This is a genomic window from Adhaeribacter arboris (assembly GCF_003023845.1).
Taxonomy (GTDB): Bacteria; Bacteroidota; Bacteroidia; order Cytophagales; family Hymenobacteraceae; genus Adhaeribacter; species Adhaeribacter arboris.
Window position 1 is genome coordinate 344552 of record NZ_PYFT01000001.1, and the last position, 20948, is coordinate 365499.

Annotated in this window: 20 protein-coding genes; 9 read left to right on the forward strand and 11 right to left on the reverse strand. The window is 42.6% G+C overall.

Going from position 1 to position 20948, the window contains the following annotated elements; genetic code table 11:
- Positions 1-274: 274 nt before the first annotated feature.
- Positions 275-1561, reverse strand: coding sequence for a citrate synthase (locus AHMF7605_RS01440; protein ID WP_106925742.1), 1287 nt, complete (start codon positions 1559-1561; stop codon positions 275-277).
- A 532-nt stretch (positions 1562-2093) separates the two neighbouring features.
- On the opposite strand from AHMF7605_RS01440, the gene AHMF7605_RS01445 reads away from it, so the two are divergent.
- The 3 genes from AHMF7605_RS01445 (at position 2094) to AHMF7605_RS01455 (ending at position 5906) form a co-directional block, all read left to right on the forward strand.
- The gene (locus AHMF7605_RS01445; protein WP_106925744.1) at positions 2094-3272 is read left to right on the forward strand and encodes a porin; all 1179 of its coding nucleotides are present in this window, start codon (positions 2094-2096) and stop codon (positions 3270-3272) included.
- A 515-nt stretch (positions 3273-3787) separates the two neighbouring features.
- A complete protein-coding gene (locus AHMF7605_RS01450) occupies positions 3788-5218 on the forward strand; it encodes a glycoside hydrolase family 140 protein (protein ID WP_106925746.1) in 1431 nt (476 codons plus the stop codon).
- A 103-nt stretch (positions 5219-5321) separates the two neighbouring features.
- Positions 5322-5906, forward strand: a complete 585-nt coding sequence (locus AHMF7605_RS01455) for a GNAT family N-acetyltransferase (protein WP_106925748.1) — start codon at positions 5322-5324, stop codon at positions 5904-5906.
- A 126-nt stretch (positions 5907-6032) separates the two neighbouring features.
- Here AHMF7605_RS01455 and AHMF7605_RS01460 read toward each other — a convergent pair whose 3' ends face one another.
- On the reverse strand, positions 6033-6455 hold the full coding sequence (locus AHMF7605_RS01460) for a hypothetical protein (protein ID WP_199200176.1): 423 nt from the start codon (positions 6453-6455) through the stop codon (positions 6033-6035).
- Between the two features lie 301 nt (positions 6456-6756).
- Between AHMF7605_RS01460 and AHMF7605_RS30750 the strand changes: the two genes are divergently transcribed.
- Together AHMF7605_RS30750 and AHMF7605_RS30380 are read left to right on the forward strand one after the other, a co-directional pair.
- Positions 6757-6885 (forward strand): hypothetical protein, encoded by a 129-nt coding sequence (locus AHMF7605_RS30750; protein WP_262512333.1) that lies wholly within the window; start codon positions 6757-6759, stop codon positions 6883-6885.
- A gap of 80 nt (positions 6886-6965) precedes the next feature.
- Positions 6966-7211 carry a GNAT family N-acetyltransferase gene (locus tag AHMF7605_RS30380; RefSeq protein ID WP_394336228.1) on the forward strand — a complete coding sequence of 82 codons (246 nt, stop codon included), beginning with the start codon at positions 6966-6968 and terminating at the stop codon, positions 7209-7211.
- Positions 7212-7307: 96 nt separating this feature from the next.
- Here the strand turns inward: AHMF7605_RS30380 and AHMF7605_RS01470 are convergent, their stop codons facing one another.
- The gene (locus AHMF7605_RS01470; RefSeq protein WP_106925752.1) at positions 7308-8291 is read right to left on the reverse strand and encodes a helix-turn-helix transcriptional regulator; all 984 of its coding nucleotides are present in this window, start codon (positions 8289-8291) and stop codon (positions 7308-7310) included.
- A 69-nt stretch (positions 8292-8360) separates the two neighbouring features.
- On the opposite strand from AHMF7605_RS01470, the gene AHMF7605_RS01475 reads away from it, so the two are divergent.
- The 3 genes from AHMF7605_RS01475 to AHMF7605_RS01485 all read left to right on the forward strand — a co-directional run bounded on the left by AHMF7605_RS01475 (position 8361) and on the right by AHMF7605_RS01485 (position 10044).
- Complete coding sequence (locus AHMF7605_RS01475) at positions 8361-8756, forward strand: hypothetical protein (protein ID WP_106925754.1); 396 nt, start codon at positions 8361-8363, stop codon at positions 8754-8756.
- Between the two features lie 290 nt (positions 8757-9046).
- The gene (locus tag AHMF7605_RS01480) at positions 9047-9256 is read left to right on the forward strand and encodes a hypothetical protein (protein WP_106925756.1); all 210 of its coding nucleotides are present in this window, start codon (positions 9047-9049) and stop codon (positions 9254-9256) included.
- Positions 9257-9354: 98 nt separating this feature from the next.
- Positions 9355-10044 (forward strand): helix-turn-helix transcriptional regulator, encoded by a 690-nt coding sequence (locus AHMF7605_RS01485; protein WP_106925758.1) that lies wholly within the window; start codon positions 9355-9357, stop codon positions 10042-10044.
- 276 nt (positions 10045-10320) lie between these two features.
- Here AHMF7605_RS01485 and AHMF7605_RS01490 read toward each other — a convergent pair whose 3' ends face one another.
- Positions 10321-11841 (reverse strand): malate:quinone oxidoreductase, encoded by a 1521-nt coding sequence (locus AHMF7605_RS01490; protein ID WP_106925760.1) that lies wholly within the window; start codon positions 11839-11841, stop codon positions 10321-10323.
- Positions 11842-12378: 537 nt separating this feature from the next.
- Here AHMF7605_RS01490 and AHMF7605_RS01495 point away from each other — a divergent pair.
- Positions 12379-12630 carry a hypothetical protein gene (locus AHMF7605_RS01495; RefSeq protein WP_106925762.1) on the forward strand — a complete coding sequence of 84 codons (252 nt, stop codon included), beginning with the start codon at positions 12379-12381 and terminating at the stop codon, positions 12628-12630.
- A gap of 377 nt (positions 12631-13007) precedes the next feature.
- On the opposite strand, the gene AHMF7605_RS01500 is transcribed toward AHMF7605_RS01495, so the two are convergent.
- From AHMF7605_RS01500 to AHMF7605_RS31060, 7 genes are all read right to left on the reverse strand, one after another.
- Positions 13008-13523: an SgcJ/EcaC family oxidoreductase gene (locus tag AHMF7605_RS01500; protein ID WP_106925764.1), complete on the reverse strand. Its 516-nt coding sequence runs from the start codon at positions 13521-13523 to the stop codon at positions 13008-13010.
- Positions 13524-13720: 197 nt separating this feature from the next.
- Positions 13721-14464: a DUF2306 domain-containing protein gene (locus tag AHMF7605_RS01505; RefSeq protein ID WP_233218813.1), complete on the reverse strand. Its 744-nt coding sequence runs from the start codon at positions 14462-14464 to the stop codon at positions 13721-13723.
- 30 nt (positions 14465-14494) lie between these two features.
- Positions 14495-14962: a cupin domain-containing protein gene (locus tag AHMF7605_RS01510; RefSeq protein WP_106925766.1), complete on the reverse strand. Its 468-nt coding sequence runs from the start codon at positions 14960-14962 to the stop codon at positions 14495-14497.
- 43 nt (positions 14963-15005) lie between these two features.
- Positions 15006-15548, reverse strand: a complete 543-nt coding sequence (locus tag AHMF7605_RS01515; RefSeq protein ID WP_158267429.1) for a cupin domain-containing protein — start codon at positions 15546-15548, stop codon at positions 15006-15008.
- 287 nt (positions 15549-15835) lie between these two features.
- Complete coding sequence (locus AHMF7605_RS01520) at positions 15836-18043, reverse strand: T9SS type A sorting domain-containing protein (protein ID WP_106925770.1); 2208 nt, start codon at positions 18041-18043, stop codon at positions 15836-15838.
- 201 nt (positions 18044-18244) lie between these two features.
- The gene (locus AHMF7605_RS01525) at positions 18245-19288 is read right to left on the reverse strand and encodes a response regulator transcription factor (protein WP_262512376.1); all 1044 of its coding nucleotides are present in this window, start codon (positions 19286-19288) and stop codon (positions 18245-18247) included.
- Positions 19289-20899, reverse strand: a complete 1611-nt coding sequence (locus AHMF7605_RS31060; protein ID WP_394336229.1) for a sensor histidine kinase — start codon at positions 20897-20899, stop codon at positions 19289-19291. It lies immediately after the preceding gene.
- Between the last annotated feature and the right edge of the window lie 49 nt (positions 20900-20948).

The window sequence follows — 20948 nt, forward strand, 5'->3', positions numbered from 1 at the left end:
GGCTTTAAAAGTTGTGGTTAAAAAGTGATTTTACTTCCTGGGAAATCCAGATGAATGCTTTATTAGGCAGCTTGGCGATAAGTGAAGAAAAATTTCTTTTTTATTAAAAAATAAAGCTTTGATACTCAATAAAGTAAATTGGTTAGTTAAAAAAAATAACAAAATTTTAATTATTTGATAAACTTTATGGATATCAGTCCGTATATGTATTCGGATTGATTAATTGTTTAAATGTATAAAGAAAAAGCCCGCATCTTGCGGGCTTTTTCTTTTATTATCTATTTTTAATGTCAACGTATTCGCGGGCAGTGTTTCCGGTATAAATTTGGCGCGGACGGCCAATTGGTTCTTTGTTTTCGCGCATTTCTTTCCATTGGGCAATCCAGCCCGGCAATCGGCCAATAGCAAACATTACCGTAAACATTTCTTTCGGCAAACCAATAGCTTTGTAAATAATACCGGAATAAAAATCCACGTTCGGGTACAGCTTGCGTTCTACAAAGTACGGGTCGGTAAGGGCCGCTTCTTCGAGTTGTTTTGCAATATCCAGAATCGGATCTTTTATCCCTAAATTGTATAAAATGTTATCGCAAGCGGCTTTTATAATTTTGGCCCGCGGATCAAAGTTCTTGTAAACCCGGTGACCAAAGCCCATTAACCGGAATGGGTCGTTCTTATCTTTTGCTTTTTCAATGTACTTCTTCGAATCACCCCCATCCGCTTTAATGGCTTCCAGCATTTCAATTACTTCCTGGTTGGCCCCGCCGTGTAAAGGTCCCCACAGAGCGTTTACTCCCGCCGAAATAGAACCAAATAAATTAGCGTTAGAAGAACCCACTAACCGTACCGTAGAAGTAGAGCAGTTTTGTTCGTGATCGGCGTGCAGAATCAACAATTTATTTAAGGCATCCACCACCACCGGATTTACATGATAGTTCTCGGTGGGGTTAGAGAACATCATTTGCAGAAAGTTAGAACAGTAATCTAAGCTCTTCTTGGGGTACACCAATGGCTGGCCAATCGAGTGTTTATAAGACCAAGCCGCTATGGTAGTTATTTTACCCATCAGGCGCGCAATATTTAAATCTACTTGCTCTTCGGTTAAGTTAGGGTCCAGGCTATCCGGGTGGAAAGCCGTTAAAGAACAAATCATGGAAGCCAGAATACCCATTGGGTGGGCATTAGCGGGGTAAGCACCTAATAAAGTGCGGAAATTCTCGTGTACCAGCGTGCGCCGGGCGACCATGTCGTTAAAGTGAGTTAACTCCGGCTGCGTAGGAAGTTCCCCGTAAATTAATAAATAAGCAACCTCAATAAAGTTGGATTTGGCGGCCAGCTGATCGATGGAATAGCCACGGTAATGCAATATGCCCTGTTCGCCATCCAAATAAGTAATAGCGCTTTGCGTAGCGCCCGTATTTTTATAGCCAGAATCGATAGTGATATGCCCGGTTTGCGCGCGGAGGGCATTGATATCAATTGCTTTTTCGTTTTCGGTACCAACAACTATAGGCAGAGAATAAGACTTGCCTTCTAATATTAATTCTGCTGAATCAGACATGTTGTTTTATTAAGTATAACGGTGGAATGTGAGGAACTCTTCTGAAGCGAAATTATATAAAAATGTATAAAAATGAAATCTACTGGTAATATTAAACCAGCCGGTTTCTATTATCCTTCTTCCTTGCTTAATAATCAGGTTGCCTCGCTATATTAAAATAAGTACTAATACTTCTATCTAAAAGTTATTAGTCATTTTTTATTTACTTATATGTATTAATTAGTAGTTCGCGAAAAGGAATGCTTTTTTATTAATATGCCTTAAATTATGAAGTCTAATCAAAGAAAATGCGCACAAATATTTAGATGAGCGTAAAAAAATAAGTTTAATATAATATCATTTTAAATTCAGCCTCATCTCGTAGGAAAACGTATATTTAATAATTATAATGGTTAAATAAATAAGGCTTATTTTAAGATTTTAATACTATTTTTGTGAAAATGCTTTAAAATTTAAAGTTCATTGTTATATTTACAGCGTAATACTCTAAATGCACTTAAAATATTAACCAACTTTAAATTTTTAAGCAATTATGAAAAAACGATTTTTACTCTTAATAGTTACCTTCGTTATGGGGGTTTTCGTGGCAAATGCCCAATCCGATTCAACGGCGGCAGCAACCGCAACACCCACCGAAGAAGGTTCACTGAGTATCAGTGGATACGTAGATGCCTACTACCTTTACAATACCAATAAGCCGGAAAGTGGATTGAATCAAGGCCGTATTTTTGATTTGTTGCATAATAATTTTTCGCTTGGGTTGGTACAAACAGCTTTAACGTATACCAAGGGCAAGCTGAAAGTAGTGGCTGACTTAACCTATGGGCCTAATGCCGATTTAGGCAATTTTTCGAATTATAGAACTTTAAACGCGAACAAATCAGATATTACGTCTACATCTTTTGCTATTAAGCAAGCTTATGGTACGTACAACTTTACCGATAAATTAGCTTTAACAGTAGGTCAGTACGGTACGCACATTGGCTATGAATTAATAGACGCCCCGCTTAATTATAACTACAGCTTATCTTATTTGTTCGGCAACGGACCTTTTTATCATACCGGCGCCAAGCTCGATTTTGCGGCCTCCGATAAGGTAGGTTTAATGTTTGGGGTAGTAAATGGCTGGGATGCTTTGCAGGATTTTAACAATAAGAAAACGCTTACCGCTCAGGTACACTTAATGCCGGCGGAGGGTTTTCATTTGTACGCCAACTGGATCGGGGGCGATGAGTACAACGGTAATTCTGCTTTTGGGGTCGAAAAAGGATCGTACACCAGTTTATTTGATTTAACAACGGCTTTTCAGGTATCTGATGCATTTAAAATTGGTTTAAATGCGGCTCATGGTTCTTTTATAACGGGAGCCGCTTCGGAAGTACCCGGTACCCGTTGGATGGAAGATGCTACCTGGTGGGGAGCGGCCTTGTATTTAAATTATGCGATCACCGATAAATTTGGTTTAGGTTTGCGGGCAGAGAAGTTTGATGATAAACACGGCGTTCGTTATTTCGATAAAATCCAGGCTACGGAGTTTACTTTAACCGGGGATATAAAACTAGCCGATGGTAAATTTAACTTGAAACCGGAAGTACGCTTCGATTCGACCAAAGATCCATTCTTTACTTCGGGGGCAAGTACCCTGAAAAAACACCAGACAACCATTGGCGCGGCCGTTGTTTATTCTTTTGATGGCAGATTTGGCAAGTAAATAAACGATACCCATAATTTCTTTAACAAAACGAGGATTTAAGGTAAACTAATCATTTCGGTAATAACTATTACCGGTAAAGTACGAAACAGCTTTGCGGTGGTGTCATAAGGCCTTCTTTGGGACGTGCCTGAGGGGCATTACCGGAGCTGTTTCTTTTTTTAGCTTTAGAAATTACTTTCATTATAAATCAGTTGAATTACTTCAAAAATTATTTTCACTTGGGTAAGGCCAGCATAAGGCGCTTTTTACTTATTCTAAAAATTGAGCAACTAATTGCAGTATTTTTCAGGCATACGGATATTTAATTCCTATAACAAATCTTTCCTTTCGAACAGCTTTATACTTTCTGCATAATGCAGGAGTATGTATTGTAAATAACAGCCCTGATTTTTAGGATTCTTGAAGAGAAAATTCTTATTATTAAGGTGCTCAATTGCTTTAATTACTTAAATTTTAAGAACTGCCTAAAGAACAGAGTTTTAAATTGAAATTCTTCTCTTAACTATACGCCTATGCCTCTAGTTTTCTCTTCTTTCTCTTGTAATCGATTTTCTAAGTATGTGGTAGCGCTCGCCGGTATTTTGTGCCTGAACCAGATACCGAAAGTAACGGCGCAGTATCAGTTGAAGGTAAGTGCGAACAAACGCTTTCTCGTGAAAGAAAACGGACAGCCTTTTTTTTACCTCGGCGATACCGCCTGGGAATTGTTTCACCGCCTTAACCGGGAAGAGGCGGATACCTATCTGCAGGATCGGGCAAACAAAGGCTTTACCGTTATTCAGGCGGTAGTACTCGCGGAACTAAACGGGCTGCACGATCCCAACCCTTACGGACAGATGCCATTAGTAAACGATGATCCTACAAAACCGAATGAAGAGTACTTTACCCACGTAGATTACATTGTAAATAAAGCCAGCTCTTTAGGGTTATACATCGGAATGCTGCCCACCTGGGGCGATAAAATTTTTAAAGACAAATGGGGCGAAGGCCCGGAAATATTTAATCCGCAAAATGCCGAAGCCTACGGCCGGTACTTAGGTAACCGGTACAAGAATAAACCTATTATTTGGATTATGGGCGGTGATCGTAATCCGCGAAACGAGCAGGATATAGCCATTTGGCGGGCTATGGCCGCAGGTATTGTAACCGGAGCCGGCGAGGGTAGCCAAGATAAGGTAATGATGACCTTTCACCCGCAACCTAAAGAAAAAGGGGGTTCTTCTACCTGGTTCCACCACGATGTCTGGTTAGATTTTAACATGTTTCAGACGGGACATTGCCGGTTTTCGGATGTGTACGATCACATTAGCCACGATTATAATCTGGCCAATACTAAACCTACCATGGACGGCGAACCCATTTACGAAGATCACCCGGTTTGTTTTAACGCCAAAGAAAACGGCTATTCCAAAGCTTACGATGTGCGGCGGGCCGCTTACTTAGATTTATTTGCCGGAGCGCACGGCCATACTTACGGATGCCACGCCATCTGGCAGATGAACAAACCCCAAGGCAAAAACGTGAACGGTCCGCTGGGTCCCTGGTCCGAAGCCATTCATTTACCCGGCAGCGGGCACATGAGCCACGTACGGGCTTTAATGGAATCGCGGCCATTTCTGGACCGGGTACCCGACCAAAGCCTGATTAATGAAGCCTTCGAGGGAGGTAACCGCATTCAGGCTACCCGCGGGAAAGACTACGCTTTTGTTTATTCTACCTCGGGCAAGCCTTTCACGGTAAACCTGGGCAAAATCTCGGGCAAGGAACTCCTTGCTCGTTGGTTCGATCCGCGGACGGGTATTTCCACGAGTTTAGGTAAATTTAAGAATACAGGTTCCCAGAAATTTACGCCACCCAGCCAGGGAATTGATAACGATTGGGTCCTGATTTTAGATGATGCAGCAAAAGGCTATTCTGCGCCTAAGCCTTGGAAGAAATCTTAAAAAAGTAAACTAGCAGCTAGTTGAAGTCCTGTAATCACAAAAGCATTGAAGCAACTTTGCCCCCGCTTCCTAAATACAATTACCGCTTGCTAAGTATTCAGTAATGATTAAAATAGAACTACATTCCGCCAGGTTAAAACTTAGATTAATTGAGGATACTGATTGGATGGTTGTTCATGGTCTTCATTCGTTACCTGAAACAGATGAGTTTAATACTTTAGGTATTCCTAAGAATACCGACGAAACTAAAATGATTATCGATTCCTGGATTGCTGACCATCAACAGCAAGAGATAAAGAACTATACTTTTGCGGTTGAACAAAGCGCGAAAGATCAATTTATCGGCTTAATTACCTTAAAAGTTGGGAACCCTAAATACAGGAAAGCAGAAGTCTGGTACAAAATACACGTTAAATATTGGGGCCAAGGATTTGCAACAGAGGCCTTAAATAGAATACTTGACTTTGGGCTTACAGAGCTGAAACTGCATAGAATAGAGGCAGGCTGCGCCGTTGACAACATTGGCTCTATTAAGGTACTTGAAAAAGTAGGAATGATAAAAGAAGGACGAAAAAGGCAGGTATTACCACTCAAATCTGGTTGGTCCGACAATTTTGAATATGCCATAATAGAAACGGATAAAAGATTGGTTGACTCTACAATGCCTGTAAATCATAAAAATGTATAATAGTCAGAATAAAAAGGTATTAGAACTTAGTAAGGAGCTTATCTTAAAATCATTCTCTATTCTTGATCAAACTATAAGTAAGAAAAGCTGGCCCGGAAAAACCTTCTAACGGAACTAACTTCTCGTTTACTCTAATTTCTGATCTTCCTGTTTGGTTTTTTCCATTGCTTCCGGCTCCAATTCTTCGGCGCTCTTATTCAATTTGATGAATACGCCCCAGGCTGCCAGTAGTACTGCTGCTGCTATACCAATGGAAGCTGCTTGTGGTAATTGGGAAGCATTTTTATGCGCCAGTTCAAAAACGGATACCAGGCATTCAATGGAAAGAGCAACGATAATAACTACTAAAAACCGCGACAAAAATCTTCTTACCCGGGTCGGTCCACTCACGTGCGCCTGCCGCTGTACTTCCTCTTCCCGAATAGTTTGTCCTAGTTCGAGGGCAACTACCGCAATAGTTAACAATCCAATGCTTTCCAGGATGGAGTTAAAACGATCGCGCATGGTTAAATCTTCCGTCGGGTTGATGGCGTGCCACAGTTCTACCATTCCGAAGAAGATCAAAGAGAAAGCACCGCAGAGTAATAAAAAAATTATACAGGAATAACCAAAAGCGAAAACTTTCTCTATTATCTTCATCATACCTATTATACATCTTGTAATATAATACTAATTCAGCTTAGTCGGATAATCTCTGCTCCATGCGGCTGAACCGGTTAATGCAGGCAGAAAGTTGAGATTTTAAAATTTGAACTTCTAATGTAACTCAATGTATTCAGCGGATACCTAATTACCTAATCTAACCAAAGCTTTTATCTTTATTATCAGAATTTATTGATGAAAAACAAAAATGACTTTACTCTCCGAAAACCAAATGGAAAAAGCCCATTCTAAAGATTTCGAAGAAATTACGGCGGTTTGGGAAGCTTCGGTGCGAGCTACCCACTATTTTCAAGCGAAGCCGATATTCCATATTTAAAGCCTTTAATCCTAAACGAATATTTATAAGCTGTTTTATTAGTATGTGTCCGAGATAGCGCTAACCAAATCATAGGTTTTCTGAGAACGGCAAAAGATAAAATTGAAATGCTCTTTTTAAAGCCTTCGGCCAGAGGAAAAGGATTGGGGAAAACTTTAATAAGATACGCCATAGAAAATTTAAATTGTAAAAAAGTAGACGTAAACGAGCAAAACCAGCCAGCAGCAGGATTTTACAAGCGCTTTGGGTTTAAAATAGTGACTCGCTCTGAGTTAGATGGTTTGGGTAAGCCGTATCCTATTCTGCCCCTGCAATTAGATTTATAGGTAGGATTAATCTGTTTACTATTTTTCTTCAAGTAATTACAACCGAAGTATAGTTTGATTAAAGTTAGTTGGTCTAGTAATATTGATAAACTGCTCTCAGGAAATTGAATTCCGGAGACTTTGGCGCACTCTTTCGGGCGAGTCGCCGAACCATTTTTTAAAAGAATGAATAAAAGCGGCAGGTTCGGCGTAGCCTAAAATATGCGACATACTGGTTACGGAATATTCTTGGTGCCGGAGTAAAAACGAGCAAATTTGCTTTTTTAAATCTAGTAAAATTTCCCGAAAGCTACTGTTTTCCCGTTCCAGACGGCGCTGCAACGAACGCGGCGTCAAATATAAAGCTTCGGATACGGTAGTTATATCGGGCAAATGCGGGTCCGACATCGACAATAAGGTTACTTTCACGGTATTTGAAAAACTATTTTCCGCAGCTTTTAACTTTTGCATTAATTTCAGGTATTCCGGTAAAAGCAAGTCCAATTGTTCCTCGTGGCGTTTTCTTAAACCCGCTTTTAACAGAATCGGCGCAAACGAAATCGCGAAAGAATCACCAAGTTGCCAATCCTTCGGATAAGATGCCTGGTAATAAGGAGAAGTTAAAGTAAACGCAACCTCTCCGGTGGCCATCATAGCAATTTCTCGGGAAATAACCGTAAGGACATTTTCCAGAATAACTCGGTTAATTTTTTCATGGTCATTTTCTATTTGCATGAAAACGGTAATCTGTTCGCCGGTAAGAGTTACCTGCATTTTTACCAAAGGGAAAGTTGTTTCCAGGTAAGATTGCAAATAATGAAAAGCTTCTTCCATGGTAGTAACTTGCCGCGAAATCCGGTAAATCAACCCTAATAGTTTAAGCGTTAAAAATTTGCCGGCTTTTATGCCCCATAAATCATCTTGCAAGTAATGGTGCAGCCGATTCAACGCTAAATAAAAATCCGATTCCTCCATTAGTTGAGTTTGATCTTTCTCATCCAGTTCCGAAAGCTGTAAAGGAGCCAACACCGACTGCGGTAACACGCCCCGCATTTGGGCATATTCTAAAAAGTTAAATAAATGGATGGCCGCTATTTTCATTTTGTCGCAATTTATCAATTTCCCCGGTGGGTTTACCGCTAATTTTGGTTAAACTAAAAATTAAAACTTATGAAAACAGTAACCACTCTCCAAAACGTAATGTTAATTAATGCGCTCAGTTCCGGCGCCACTGCCTTGTCATTGCTCCTGGTGCCTGGTCTTATTTCTGACTTGTTTGGCCGAGGAGAAAAGTTGCCTTTTATAGCGGTTGGTATTTTTTTGCTGGTTTTTGCCTATCTGGTTTTTACGCAAAGCCGCAAGACCTACATCCACAAAGGTTGGTTAAAATTTATAATTGCCCTGGACATTTTATGGGTAGTTGAAAGTGCCATTATTCTTATTCCGCAACTTTTTCAGTTTACTACCTGGGGTTATATTCTTATTGCGGCGGTTGCCTTGTGGGTTGCCCTTATGGCCCTGTTGCAAATGAAGGGATTAAAGCAATTAACTACCGTAAACTCCTAAAAATATAGCTAAGCGGCAAAATAAATTAAGGTTCAGGTATTTTTCTGTATTCCCGTTAGCCGGTAAGATTTAGTTGGCCTTGGTTTATTTTTCCACATTCAGCTTTTGAATTTAAAATTAGGCTAAATTTATCATTACGAAATAGTTAGTTTATTTGACTTCCCCGTGCCGGCTTCCCCAGGCCGGGAAAAAATAAGTAGAGACGAACAACCGGTTGACTCGGAGAGATTCTGCCGCTCAGGTTTAAGTCATTTTAAATTAAGGTTAGAAATTATAAATTATCCATAACCATGATACTTGTTTTTAAAACCTCCATCAGTACCAAGAAAAAAGCCAAACGAGTAAAGCCTTACCTGGATAAACTGCTTTCTGGTGAAAAATGGAATTTTGATTTGGAAGATTGCGATAATATTCTCCGGATTGATAGCAAAGGCGACGTTTCAAAGTTAGTGGTAGGAGAACTGAATAATCTCGGTTATGAATGTGTCGAGTTAGAATAAGGTAAACAAAAGCCTGCATTTTAATTTTTACCTACCAGCATAGCTTATTTATTACCAAGTACGGATTTTTAGATTTCTAAAATTTATCAGGTAAACAGATGAATCGTATTGACCGCTTATTTGGCATTTTAACTTTACTGCAATCTAAAAAATACCTTACCGCCGAAAAGATTGCCGATAAATTTGGAATTAGCGTGCGCACTGTTTACCGCGACATAAAGGCGATGGGGGAGCAGGGCATTCCGGTAAGTTTTGAGCAGAATAAAGGTTATTTTATTGTGCAAGGTTACTTTGTGCCGCCGGTTTCTTTTTCGTGCGAGGAAGCCAGTGCTTTGTTGCTCATGGAAAGTCTGGTGTCGGGTTTTGCGGATAAGTCCATACAAACGCATTATTCCAGCGCTTTAAATAAAATAAAAGCCGTACTGCGCGGTTCCCAAAAAGATAAACTGGAAATTCTGAATAACAATATCCGTTTGCAACTGCCGGCTTGTATTCAAAACGATTACGAATATCTGTCGGTATTACAGAATGCTATTTCTTCTAAAGTAATCGTGCAGATGGATTACAAAAACAATCGCAGTGAAGTAAGCAAACGCTACGTAGAACCCATAGGTTTAATTTTTTACGCTTTTAGCTGGCACGTGATTGGTTGGTGCCACATGCGACAGGAATACCGCGATTTTAAAGTCTCCCGCATTTTAAAAATATCTCTTACGGAAAAGCCTTTCGAAAAACCCGACCACATTAATTTAACCGATTACCAAAAGCTTATTCCCGTTAATTATTGAATCGCAGATTTTCGCGGATTACACGGATGGCGCGGATTATTTTAGTCTGAATCGCAGCTTTGCCGGGGATTATCAAAATTTCAAAACTTCAAGGATTATCATTTTTTCGAAGGACTTTTTAAAAAAAAATAAATTTGCTTCTCACAAGAAGAGCAGCTAACCCAATTGGTTTGCCGCTCTTCTTGTATATCTTAATCGTATTTAATTTAAATATATTCCCTTATACGGATTTTTTGTTTTAATGCCTCTACTAAAATAATCCGCGAAATCCGCGATTCAGATTTGAACTGGTTCGGATTCTTTAATTCCCAGTACTTCGCTGGTCATGCTCCGGATTTCGTGTAATAAATCTTCGTTTTTGCTGAGCGATTCCCCGAACGATGGTATCATTTGTTTGATTTTGCTTTGCGCTTTTTCCGTATTAAAACGCTCTGGGAAACAACGTTGCAGCAAACTGAGCATGATAGAAACCGCGGTGGAGGCACCCGGTGAAGCTCCTAACAAAGCGGCAATAGAACCATCAGCGGCGCTTACTACTTCAGTACCAAACTCCAGCACACCTCCTTTTTGCGCGTCTTTTTTAATTACCTGCACTCTTTGACCCGCAGTTTCCAGTTTCCAGTCTTCCATGCGGGCTTGCGGTACAAATTCCTGCAAAGCAGCCAACCTATCCGCCGGCGATTGCCGTACCTGGTTAATTAAGTAACGGGTAAGCGGAATATTTTTTATACCGGCAATGAGCATAGGTCGTAAATTATTGGCTTTAATCGATAAAGGTAAATCAAAGTAAGAACCTTGCTTTAAAAACTTGGTGCTAAAGCCCGCGTAAGGACCAAACAACAAAGCTTTCTCGCCGTTAATTATCCGGGTATCGAGGTGCGGTACCGACATGGGCGGCGAGCCAACCGCTGCTTTGCCGTATACTTTAGCCTGGTGACGGTTAATAATTTCTGGATTCGTACATACCAGCCATTGGCCACTTACTGGGAAACCACCAAAACCTTTTCCTTCCGGAATTTCTGATTTTTCAAGTAAAGGCAACGAACCACCGCCCGCCCCGATAAACACAAAACGGGCGCGCAGTTTCCTTTTTTCTTCGGTTGCTAAATCTTTTACTTTTATCTGCCACCGGCCGTCTTCGGTTTTGCGCAGCTTGCGTACCTCGTGGTGGAAATGAATTTTAACCCCCTCCTGGTCTTTTAAATAATCGAACATGGAGCGGGTAAGAGCGCCGAAGTTTACGTCAGTCCCGATTTCCATGCGGGTGGCGGCTACTCTTTGGCCCGGGTCGCGGCCTGCCATTATTAACGGCATCCACTCGGCTAATTGAGTAGTATCCTCCGAATAGGCCATACCTTTAAACAATGGACAACGGGTAAGTGCCGCGTGGCGTTTTCTTAAGTATTCCACGTTGTTTTCGCCCCAGACAAAGCTCATGTGCGGAATCCGGCGAATAAAGGTTTCGGGCAGGTTAATTAAATTATTCTGAATCAGGAAAGCCCAGAATTGTTTCGAAATTTCGAAGGATTCGGCAATGGATACTGCTTTAGAGGTATCAATGGAGCCATCAGGTTTTTCGGGAGTATAATTTAACTCGCAAAAGGCCGAGTGCCCGGTACCCGCATTGTTCCAGGCATCGGAACTTTCGGCGGCGGCTACATCTAACCTTTCAAATATTTCTACGGTTACATCGGGTTCCAGCACTTTAATCATCATGGCTAAAGTGGCACTCATTATTCCGGCCCCGATTAAAATTACATCCGGATTGGCATCAGGTAAATTATCGTTGTTTGTCATACAATTTTAAATTATACAGGCATCTACTAGTATAACAAGATGCTCTAAAAAACGATTACGAATTTTATAAACGAAGGACACATAAAAAAGCCGGTTATTTCTAAAAAGTCTGAAAAATTGTGTTTTCCTGCTAGCGCCAAACTACAAGAACAGGTTTTAAGCGCACTTTTATTCCTTTTTCTACTTTTAACTTCTCCATCAAAGTTGGTGGTTGGGCTTACCCTTGTCTTTCGTTAATTTCTTTAAAAACGGTATAGGCGAGTAGAATTAAGATAATTTCTTAAGGGAATGATAAGCATCCGGGTTTAAACCGATAGAAAAGTTCTCCGAAACCAAAAAATTGATTTAAGTACGCTAGCCGCCGGAGTAGATGTATTGAAAGTAAAAAATAAGGATCAAATGAAAACCTTGCGTTTTATCAAAGAATAAAGAGAAACCGAGATGATAAAATTAGATAGATAAGTAAATGAATATTGCTCCGTCGGATTTTTTTCTATTACGTAAACATACCCGTTTAATTTAAAGTGATGTATAATAATGAAGCAAAGAGAAGTAACGGATCCAAACAATACCACTTGGACTTGTGTGCAAGCTTATGCGGGTTTAGATAGTCCGGCCGCCGAGAAAGCCACGGATATAGCAGAAACTAAAGAAGGAAAAGTGCCGGTTGTGTGTACTCCCAGCGGCGGCGCCCAAACCGTGCGGCTGGAATTAAGTAAAAATTGGCTCGAAGAACTTCCCGACGAACAGTTAGTGGATGAAATTACGGCGAATCAAGGTAACGCTTAATCCGTATTTTTTAATTTTTATTTTGGCAGAAATTTGCCCATATTAATCAGTCATACAAATTATTAGCATACGCATACTAAAGAAAGACTTAGAAGGAGCAGAATAATAATTAATTCAGGGTACATTAATCTATACCAATAGTATAAAGGAGATTCCATAAAGCAGGCTTAAAAAGTTAAACAAACCGGGCGGGTTGGCAAAACTCGCCCGGTTTGTTTTTGGTTTGTTAGGGCATCTATCTAAGGCGAAGGGGTGGTAAATACGTTTTTCAGATCTTAAAATTATATTTACCATAAAGTTGGTTATTAGAGAGCTTGATCTATTTGATACAAAGGCTAAACTGAAAAAACAGCTACTTCCCAAAGAGTTTATCTGCTTCATTGCGGCTCTGGTAGAAGTACTACCGGGTTTACCTCTACATTGTGGTAACTAACAACTTTCCACCGGCCTGTCTCTTTTACCTTTACTTGTAATAAACGAGTCCGCAAACGTCCTTTTGTATCCGAGTGCATGCCGGGGGGAAGACCAGCTTTGGAGAATCCCGAAGTCCAGGTAAGCGTTTCTACTAGGGCCACCTCCGGACGAACAAACTTGAGTGAAACAATATTTTGTTTCATTGCTGTTCCCCGAAAGATGCCGGTAAATATTTGTTGGTGCCTTTTTTTAAATTCTTCTTTCCCGGTAAAGAACATACCCAGAATATTGGTAAAAGTGCCATCTGAGGCAAAGTAGCGGGAATAGCCTTTCGCATCGCCTTTGTTCCAAGCTTCTGTTTCTTGCTGAATAATATGTTGGATAGTTTCTTTAGCTGAAGAATCAACTTGGGCTTCGGTGATGGCGGCGGACAGCGTAATGGCCAAAATCAGAACGATCTGAGCGTAATTTACTTTCATAAAAAACGCGGATGATTTATTTTCCGGAAAATACTCTAAAGAAGGTGCGAAATTTTTTTGGTATATGGGATAGGCTTTCTGTTAAGAGAGCGGTAGCCACTTTACGATTGCTGGACCCCAATAATACAAAGTAAAATAATAGGTGCCCACCAGTAAAAAAGTAGTGGCCAGCAGCAAAACAACAGAACCCGCCAACCTCATCGTCGAAGAAGCTTGGTAATCACGGGCGCGGATGAAAGTTTCCGCAACAAGGAGGTTCGGAAGGTAAAAAAGAAAAACATGATTTGGTCAAAGATGCCGGTAAACTGGGGCGTATGTCCTAGCCCATCCGTCAAGAGCAGCCAAAAGCCATAATCCATGCGGTATAACCACGAGCCAATCGCCAGTGCATACAAGCGTAAAGCCCAAGCCCGATGTTTCTCCAAACGCTTAACGACGGCGTGCCGGTAGGTTTCAATCGCGGCAATAAACATCAACACCCCATACAAGCCAAAGCCTAGGTCCATTACCATCCCGCCAATGGTTCCTTTGAGCAGGATAAATAGTAATCCACCCACGGCGGCTAGCAGGGAAGAGAGCACATAAACCCGACCAATCCAGCGGTGCCAGGCCGGGAAACGAAGACGGATCTTGTCCACTAGCTGAATACTGCCCAGCAAGAGAATAATCCCGCCGGTAGCGAAATGTAGACCAATCCCGGAAGTTGTGGTGACCGAACCTTTCTCATATAAACCCGGTAAGACTTCGTTCCACCGGTTAGTGTCGCCTTCGTAGAGCGCGGCCGCGTAAAAAGCCAGAATGTATAAACCAAACAGGGCCGCACTAATCCAGACCGTAGCCACCAGCAATAAGGCCGACCAACGCAAAGCCATTCTACTGAACTTCGTTACTTGTTGCTGATTAACTGAAGGCAGGTGGCGCTTATTTAATACATTGCTCATAATAGCGTCGTTAGTATAATTTTTAATACCTTAAAATATATAATCCGGAGGATAGGTATCGTATTTTAGTTGTATTTCCTGCATCTTTTGGTGATTGATAGCTTGTCCTTGGCTAAAAGTGGCTTGCAAGTCCTCGTAGTAGTTTTCAAACCCACCGGGCGTATCCACCACTAATACTTTTACCGTGGAAGCACTATCATTGGCAAAAGCATGGACGATCCTCTTGGGAATGAAAATAAAACTGCCTCTGGTTAATACCGCGGTTTTATCCGCTAGCTGAACGGTAAGCGCGCCTTCTAAAACATACCAGGCATGTTCAAATACTTGGTGCTGATGCGCTGGCGGACCTGGAAAGCCGGGAGGTAATTCATATTCGGTAATGGAAAATGTATTAGCCGTAGCCGGACTAGATAACTTGAGAAAGAGTTTAGAACTACCTACGATTATTTCTTTTCCTTCTCCAGGATTTACTAGTATCGGTGGATTATCTTCTGTCATAGAAATTGAATAATTAGCTGGTTAAAAAAGTAATAATATCTTCTTAGGAGCAGTACTTATCCAACAACTGTTGTTCTATTCCTTTCTTTTTAGCCCTAATAGCCATGAGCTTTAAAAGCGGGAGGGTCAAAGACATTAAACCAGGTAAACGCATATCGCTCATCATGCCGCAAATGGCTAAATGGGTAAAACTTTTAGGAACATTTTTGGTAGAGTACAAGCCATCCGAAGCTAATGCGGCTAAAATTCGTAAGGTATTTTCAAAGCCAGTATGGCCGGGAGACACTTCGTTGCGGAAGCGGATTTCCTGATCGCCGGGATTGAAAAAACGGTGGACTTCTCCTTTCTTCACTAAGTGGGATTTACCCGGTTGGAGGATTACCTGTTTCTTGTTTTTTAATTCTAATCCTAAAGCTCCTTGCAGAGGCGTAAAGGTTTCCGAGTAGGAAGTATGATAATGCAAGGGATTGCCGCCGCCCGGCGACAAAGTAATGATTAGTTCGGTTACTTCCCTCTTAGTCTCGGCGGCGGTTTTCACAAAAATGATTGTTTCTTTCAGACAGGGATTAACAATGATTCTTTTCATCTTATTTGGATGGTTTTCTTCCTTTCTAGATGGTAGCACATAATTCACTTTCCGTAGAGGGAGGTATTTTGTTCTCATAGCTCCAGCGAGTTTGGGTTCGTAATTGCGTCCTTGATCTTCAATTTTGAGTGCATGGTTTTTTATTTTATAAACTTATTACCAGATTAGGAAGGAAGGTGCCATAAAAACTTTTTTGAAGTAGAGGTGGCTAATAAGGTAAAATTAACTTTAAAATAGGAAGAATAGGAAGGTGGCCGTAGGTCAATTTTATCTACGGCCACCCTTGCTTACTCCATCACTAACTTAAGATGCTGCACCGCTTTACCCGTGCTTAATCGGGCCAGGTACACGCCTGTGGGGTACGGACCGGCTTGCCAATCTATCCGTACTTTTTCACCGGCTTTAGCTTTACCATTGGGCAACTGGCTCACCAACTTGCCCGCTAAATCGTAAATGGCTAAAGTATACTCTTCATCGTTTTCCAAAGTAAACTCCAGGGTAGTCTGATCAGAAAACGGATTGGGGTAGTTACGGAAAGTAGGGGAGCGTTTCTTTTCTGGGGTTATTTCTGCTCCGGGTAAACTTATCCGGGCCACGGCGGCTTTGCTAGTTTGAATCATAATGAATCCAACAATAGCAGTAATGGGGTCAGCCGCATCGGTGGTACTAGTTAGATTATTATCATATACCACCTGGTTAGCTTTGTCTTTGTTCCAGATTTTAATACGGAACTTGTCGGGTCGGCCATCCAGGAGCGAAACGAGGAAGCCGTAATTACCCTGGTCATTAATCTTACCTTTACCGGTGTAGCAGGCCTTGGTACCCGAAATCGTTAAGGTTTCGTAGCTGGTACTGGTGAAAGCCATTTTTACTTTGCCGGCTTGGAAGGCAAATAAGGTGCTGCCTTCAGGGGTGTTGGTGCCACTCTTAAAGCGAGCATATAAACCAAACAAGGCTGCTCCGGTAAGCTTGGTATTGGCTTTATAGGCTTGCTTGGGGGAAGTAAAACCGCCGGCTCCGGTAATAGCACCCGATTCGTAAACCACTACGTACTCGTAAGCAGCGGAAGTAGTTTGACCGCAGGCATCCGTGACGGTGAGAACAGGAGAATAGGTGCCGGCCTTGGTATACTTATGACTGCCGTTGATGGTGTTGTCATTACTTGTGGCCGGAGAAGTAGAGCCATCACCCCAATTCCAGGTAGCACTACTAACCGGGCTGCCAGAGAAGGGGACACTTACGTTAAAGTTGGTATTGATTGCGACTGGTGCGGCAGGAGCTGAAAACGTACCTAAAATTAAGGCCGGTTTCACCGTCAGAGTAGCAGTATGAGAGGTAATAGAATAGTATTTGCCGGTAACTTCTACCGAGTAATCGCCCGCATCCTCCGGGCTTACCGCCTCAATTAAATAAGTAGGGTTGGTAGCACCCGTAATCTTGTCCCGGTTCTTTCGCCATTGATAAGTAAGGTCGGAACCGATAGCTTCTACCCCAAAGATGGCTTTTTCTCCGGCGCACAGAGTAGCCGCTTGAGGCTGCGTAATAATAGTGATCGGGGCGCAGGTGGTTTGTATTTCCGCTTTACTGCTACAGTTAGCGGCATTGCCGGAGATATAAGCAGACCCATTAGCCGCTTTAATAAGCGGTAGCAACAGACAGCATTGGGAGAGTTGAGGGTTATTAAAAATAGAAAGGTAGCTTAAGGAGGTCAGTTTTTCCAGACTGGCTAAGCTGCTCAAACTACTGTTACTATAAATATAGAGACTTTGTCCCACGGTAGTAAGCTTTTCTAAGCCGGTTAAGTTGCTTAAGTTATTATTATTATAAATTTCGAGGTTTCTTCCTACGTAAGTCAGGTTTTCGAGATCCGCTAGGCTGGTTAAACTTTCGTTATAATGAAGGTTTAGATTTCCGGCCACGGAAGTAAGATTCTCGAGCCCTGCTAGGCTCGCCAAAGTATTGTTATTATTAATGCTGAGATTTTTTAAGGAAGTCAGTTTCTTCAGCCCCGTTAAGCTAGTGATGGAACTAAAACTAATTTCCAGCTCTCCGACGGAAGTTAAACTCTCCAGCCCCGCTAGGGTAGTCAAAATTCTATTATACTCTAATTTAAATTTTCCTCCCACGGAGACTAGATTCTTCAGCCCGGCCAGGTCTTCCAACACAAAGTGGCTAGTAATGGTGAGATTTCCCTCAATGGAGGTAAGATTCTCCAGCCCGGCTAAACTGCCTAAGGCATGATTATAGCCGATATAGAGTGAGCCCACCTTACTTAGCCTAGTCAGCGGTTGCAGGTTAATAATATCTGACTGCCCATTAATGAGGAGGGTGCCCGTTACTTCGGTATACTGGAAATCATTTACTTCGGTCTGACTCTTTAAAAAGATATCCCCCACGTACGTTTGAGCTTGTATCAGGCCAGGACAAAGTAGCAGACTGGCCGCTAGCCAGAAAAATAAACTGCGGTGGACCTTAGCGCTACTATTGGTAGCCATTTTAATGCACTAGCCGCCGGAATCGTTTTAACTTGGGGACAGTTTAATGATAAAAACATTTTCATGGGATGGTTAAGTTTGAGAATTGAAAAAGGAACACCACAAAGGTTGCCGGAGCGGCATAAAAAGGCAGTAACCCACGTTACTAATGTGGTAAATGAGGTTACATCCGGTAGATTTTAGTCCTTTTTTAGCTGATTTTTAGTTTTGGCGGGCAAATTCACTGGGGCTCATCTGGTATACTTCCCGGAAACACTTGGCAAAATAAGGCGGGCTATCGAAGCCGACCCGGTAAGCCGTTTCGGAACTGTTGAGGCCTTCTCGCAAATAGCGGGTAGCCTGCTTAAGGCGATAATTGCGGATTACGTCCCCGGCTGGCAGGCCCACCAATGTTTTGAGTTTGCGATGTAAATGCACGCGACTCATGTTCATCTGGTCCGCCAGTTGCTCTACGCCAAAAGCGGTATCATCCAGTCTTTCTGCTACCACGGTGTAGAGTTTCTCCAGAAAAGGATCGGGAGGAGCAGTTGGGAGCGAAGGAGCGGGAGTACTCGCGGGACGACTTAGTTCTTGCCGCAGGTATTCCTGGTAGCGGCGCTGTCGCTCGAGTAGGTTATGGATGCGCAAGTTTAGTTCCGGCACGTGGAAGGGTTTGGTCAGGTAATCATCGGCTCCGCGGGTAAGCCCCTCCAGGCGGCTGTCTAAAGCCGCTTTCGCCGTCAGCAGAATGACCGGAATGTGGCTGGTGCGTTCATCAGCTTTGAGTTGATGGCAGAAAGTATAGCCATCCATCACCGGCATCATCACGTCACTGATTACTAGGTCCGGCAGCTCGGACAAGGCTTGCTCCAGTCCTTCGGCCCCGTTCGTGGCCCGGCAGATACGGTACTGTTGGGGCAGGCTGTCTTGGATAAAATCGGCTAGTTCCGGATTGTCTTCTACCAGTAAAATGAGCGGTTGTTCCCCGGTACTAGCTTGGGCAACTGCAGTAAGCCCGGTGTCGGATGACAAGGGTATTCCCAACTTTTCGGGTACTAGTTCCGCCGCCGGTTGAAGCGGTAAGAAAACCTGAAATCTGGTGCCTTGTCCCAGCTGGCTTTCTACCGTAATTTGCCCGCGCTGGAGTTCCACCAGTTCTTTCACTAATGCTAGACCAATCCCCGTTCCGCCAGCAGCGCTATCCGCTGTTTCGGCATTTACTTGGAAAAAACGGTCAAAAATATATGGGAGCTTTTCATCTGGTATTCACACGCCTGTATCCGCAACCGTTAAAAGTACCGTTTCGGCAACGTTCAGCGAAACAATGATCTGGCCGCCCGCGGGGGTAAACTTTAAGGCATTGGCCACTAAGTTCGAGAGAATGCGTTCCATTTTGCCGGCATCGAACCAATAATCTCCTGCTACATCGGTTTGGTAAACTAGCCCAATAGATTTAACGGTAGCTTCTTCTTTAAATAATTGTATTATTTGCGCTACAAAGTCGGCCAGGTTACCCCGCGACTTTTGCACAGTAACCATTTGAGCATCTAATTTAGAAAAATCCAGCACCTGGTTGATTAATCCCAATAGCTGTACGGCATTTCGCTGAATCAAGCTTAGCCGTTTGCGGTAAGGTGTATCCGCCAATTCTTGCATTAAGCCTTCTAATGGAGAAAGAATCAGCGTTAAAGGGGTCCGGAAATCGTGGGTGATATTGGTGAAAAAGCGAGATTTCATCTCATCCAACGCCCGTAATTGCCGGGCTTCCTGTTGCCGCATGGTAACGGCTTGCTGCAAGCGCAAACGGTTTACGTACAGCCGGAAGCCATACCAGATCATGCTGGTAATTAAAATTCCGTATAAGAAGTAAGCCCACCACGTGCGCCACCAAGGTGGAGTAATGATAATAGCTAGCTGGCGTACGTACGGACTCCAACGCCCGGAAGTGTTAGAGGCATTTACTCGTAGCGTATACGTTCCGGGGAGCAAAGCCGTATAAACAGCCTGAGACTGCTGGCTTTTTACCCACCCGTCGTCAATTCCTACCAGTTGGTAGCGATACTGGTTTTTACCCGGGCGATTATATTGTAAGACCGCAAAACTAGCCGTGATAAAGTTCTGATTGTAGGGTAATACCAACTCCTTTGTTGTATGAATAGGATGAGTCAGCGGGGAATCTTTTCTAGGTTCCGCCACTCGGTTGTTTATTTGTAATTCGGTTAGTTCTACTTTGGGTTTAAAGTTATCCTCTTGGAGTTGGGAAGGGCGAAAAACAGTGAATCCTTCTACGCCAGCCAGGATAATCTGACCGGTAGTGGGCACCTGCAAATAGTGAAACCGATTGAATTCATTCGCCAGCAGTCCATCCGCGGTGGTATAAACTTGTATTTGAAAGGTTTTCCGGTTCATACGGCAAAGCCCTTTATTAGTTCCCATCCATAAATATCCTTGCTCGTCGGGCAGCGCGGAATAAATCACGTTATTGGGTAAGCCCTCCTGCTCCGTAATCCGGCGGCTCCGCCCGGTCTTTTTGTCGAAGGCGCATAAGCCACTGCCAAAGGTGCCGATCCATAAACGATTACCATCAGTAGGATCTTTTGATAAACAAAATAAAGCATTGTTGCTCAAGCTAGTGGCCTGCGTTGGCTGATACGTATATTGTTGTAACTCCCCCGTTTGTCGGTCGAGTCGAAACAAACCGCGCCCTTCCGTAGCTAACCAGAATGCCTGCTCATCTGCCACCATTTGCAGCACTAATTGTGTTCTTTGCCAATTGTTTCGGTACGAAGACAGAATCCATTGGTGTTGCTGCGGGTTGTACCACCAAAACTTAGAATCATGTAATACCCATACCCGCCCTTGTTCATCCGTTGACATGGGACTAACATCCTGCTCAAAAGGTACCGGAAAATCTACTTTTTCGGTT

What these genes read in the sequence shown, in the direction of transcription:
- AHMF7605_RS01455 (WP_106925748.1), top strand. Translation starts at nt 5,322, where the DNA reads ATGATTAAAATAGAACTACATTCCGCCAGGTTAAAACTTAGATTAATT.
- AHMF7605_RS01480 (WP_106925756.1), top strand. Translation starts at nt 9,047, where the DNA reads ATGATACTTGTTTTTAAAACCTCCATCAGTACCAAGAAAAAAGCCAAA.
- AHMF7605_RS01475 (WP_106925754.1), top strand. Translation starts at nt 8,361, where the DNA reads ATGAAAACAGTAACCACTCTCCAAAACGTAATGTTAATTAATGCGCTC.
- AHMF7605_RS01460 (WP_199200176.1), bottom strand. Translation starts at nt 6,455, where the DNA reads ATGGTAGAACTGTGGCACGCCATCAACCCGACGGAAGATTTAACCATG.
- AHMF7605_RS01495 (WP_106925762.1), top strand. Translation starts at nt 12,379, where the DNA reads ATGAAGCAAAGAGAAGTAACGGATCCAAACAATACCACTTGGACTTGT.
- AHMF7605_RS01485 (WP_106925758.1), top strand. Translation starts at nt 9,355, where the DNA reads ATGAATCGTATTGACCGCTTATTTGGCATTTTAACTTTACTGCAATCT.
- AHMF7605_RS01500 (WP_106925764.1), bottom strand. Translation starts at nt 13,523, where the DNA reads ATGAAAGTAAATTACGCTCAGATCGTTCTGATTTTGGCCATTACGCTG.
- AHMF7605_RS01505 (WP_233218813.1), bottom strand. Translation starts at nt 14,464, where the DNA reads ATGAGCAATGTATTAAATAAGCGCCACCTGCCTTCAGTTAATCAGCAA.
- AHMF7605_RS01510 (WP_106925766.1), bottom strand. Translation starts at nt 14,962, where the DNA reads ATGACAGAAGATAATCCACCGATACTAGTAAATCCTGGAGAAGGAAAA.
- AHMF7605_RS01470 (WP_106925752.1), bottom strand. Translation starts at nt 8,291, where the DNA reads ATGAAAATAGCGGCCATCCATTTATTTAACTTTTTAGAATATGCCCAA.
- AHMF7605_RS01520 (WP_106925770.1), bottom strand. Translation starts at nt 18,043, where the DNA reads ATGGCTACCAATAGTAGCGCTAAGGTCCACCGCAGTTTATTTTTCTGG.
- AHMF7605_RS31060 (WP_394336229.1), bottom strand. Translation starts at nt 20,899, where the DNA reads ATGTCAACGGATGAACAAGGGCGGGTATGGGTATTACATGATTCTAAG.
- AHMF7605_RS01515 (WP_158267429.1), bottom strand. Translation starts at nt 15,548, where the DNA reads ATGAAAAGAATCATTGTTAATCCCTGTCTGAAAGAAACAATCATTTTT.
- AHMF7605_RS01450 (WP_106925746.1), top strand. Translation starts at nt 3,788, where the DNA reads ATGCCTCTAGTTTTCTCTTCTTTCTCTTGTAATCGATTTTCTAAGTAT.
- AHMF7605_RS30750 (WP_262512333.1), top strand. Translation starts at nt 6,757, where the DNA reads ATGACTTTACTCTCCGAAAACCAAATGGAAAAAGCCCATTCTAAAGAT.
- AHMF7605_RS01490 (WP_106925760.1), bottom strand. Translation starts at nt 11,841, where the DNA reads ATGACAAACAACGATAATTTACCTGATGCCAATCCGGATGTAATTTTA.
- AHMF7605_RS01445 (WP_106925744.1), top strand. Translation starts at nt 2,094, where the DNA reads ATGAAAAAACGATTTTTACTCTTAATAGTTACCTTCGTTATGGGGGTT.
- AHMF7605_RS01440 (WP_106925742.1), bottom strand. Translation starts at nt 1,561, where the DNA reads ATGTCTGATTCAGCAGAATTAATATTAGAAGGCAAGTCTTATTCTCTG.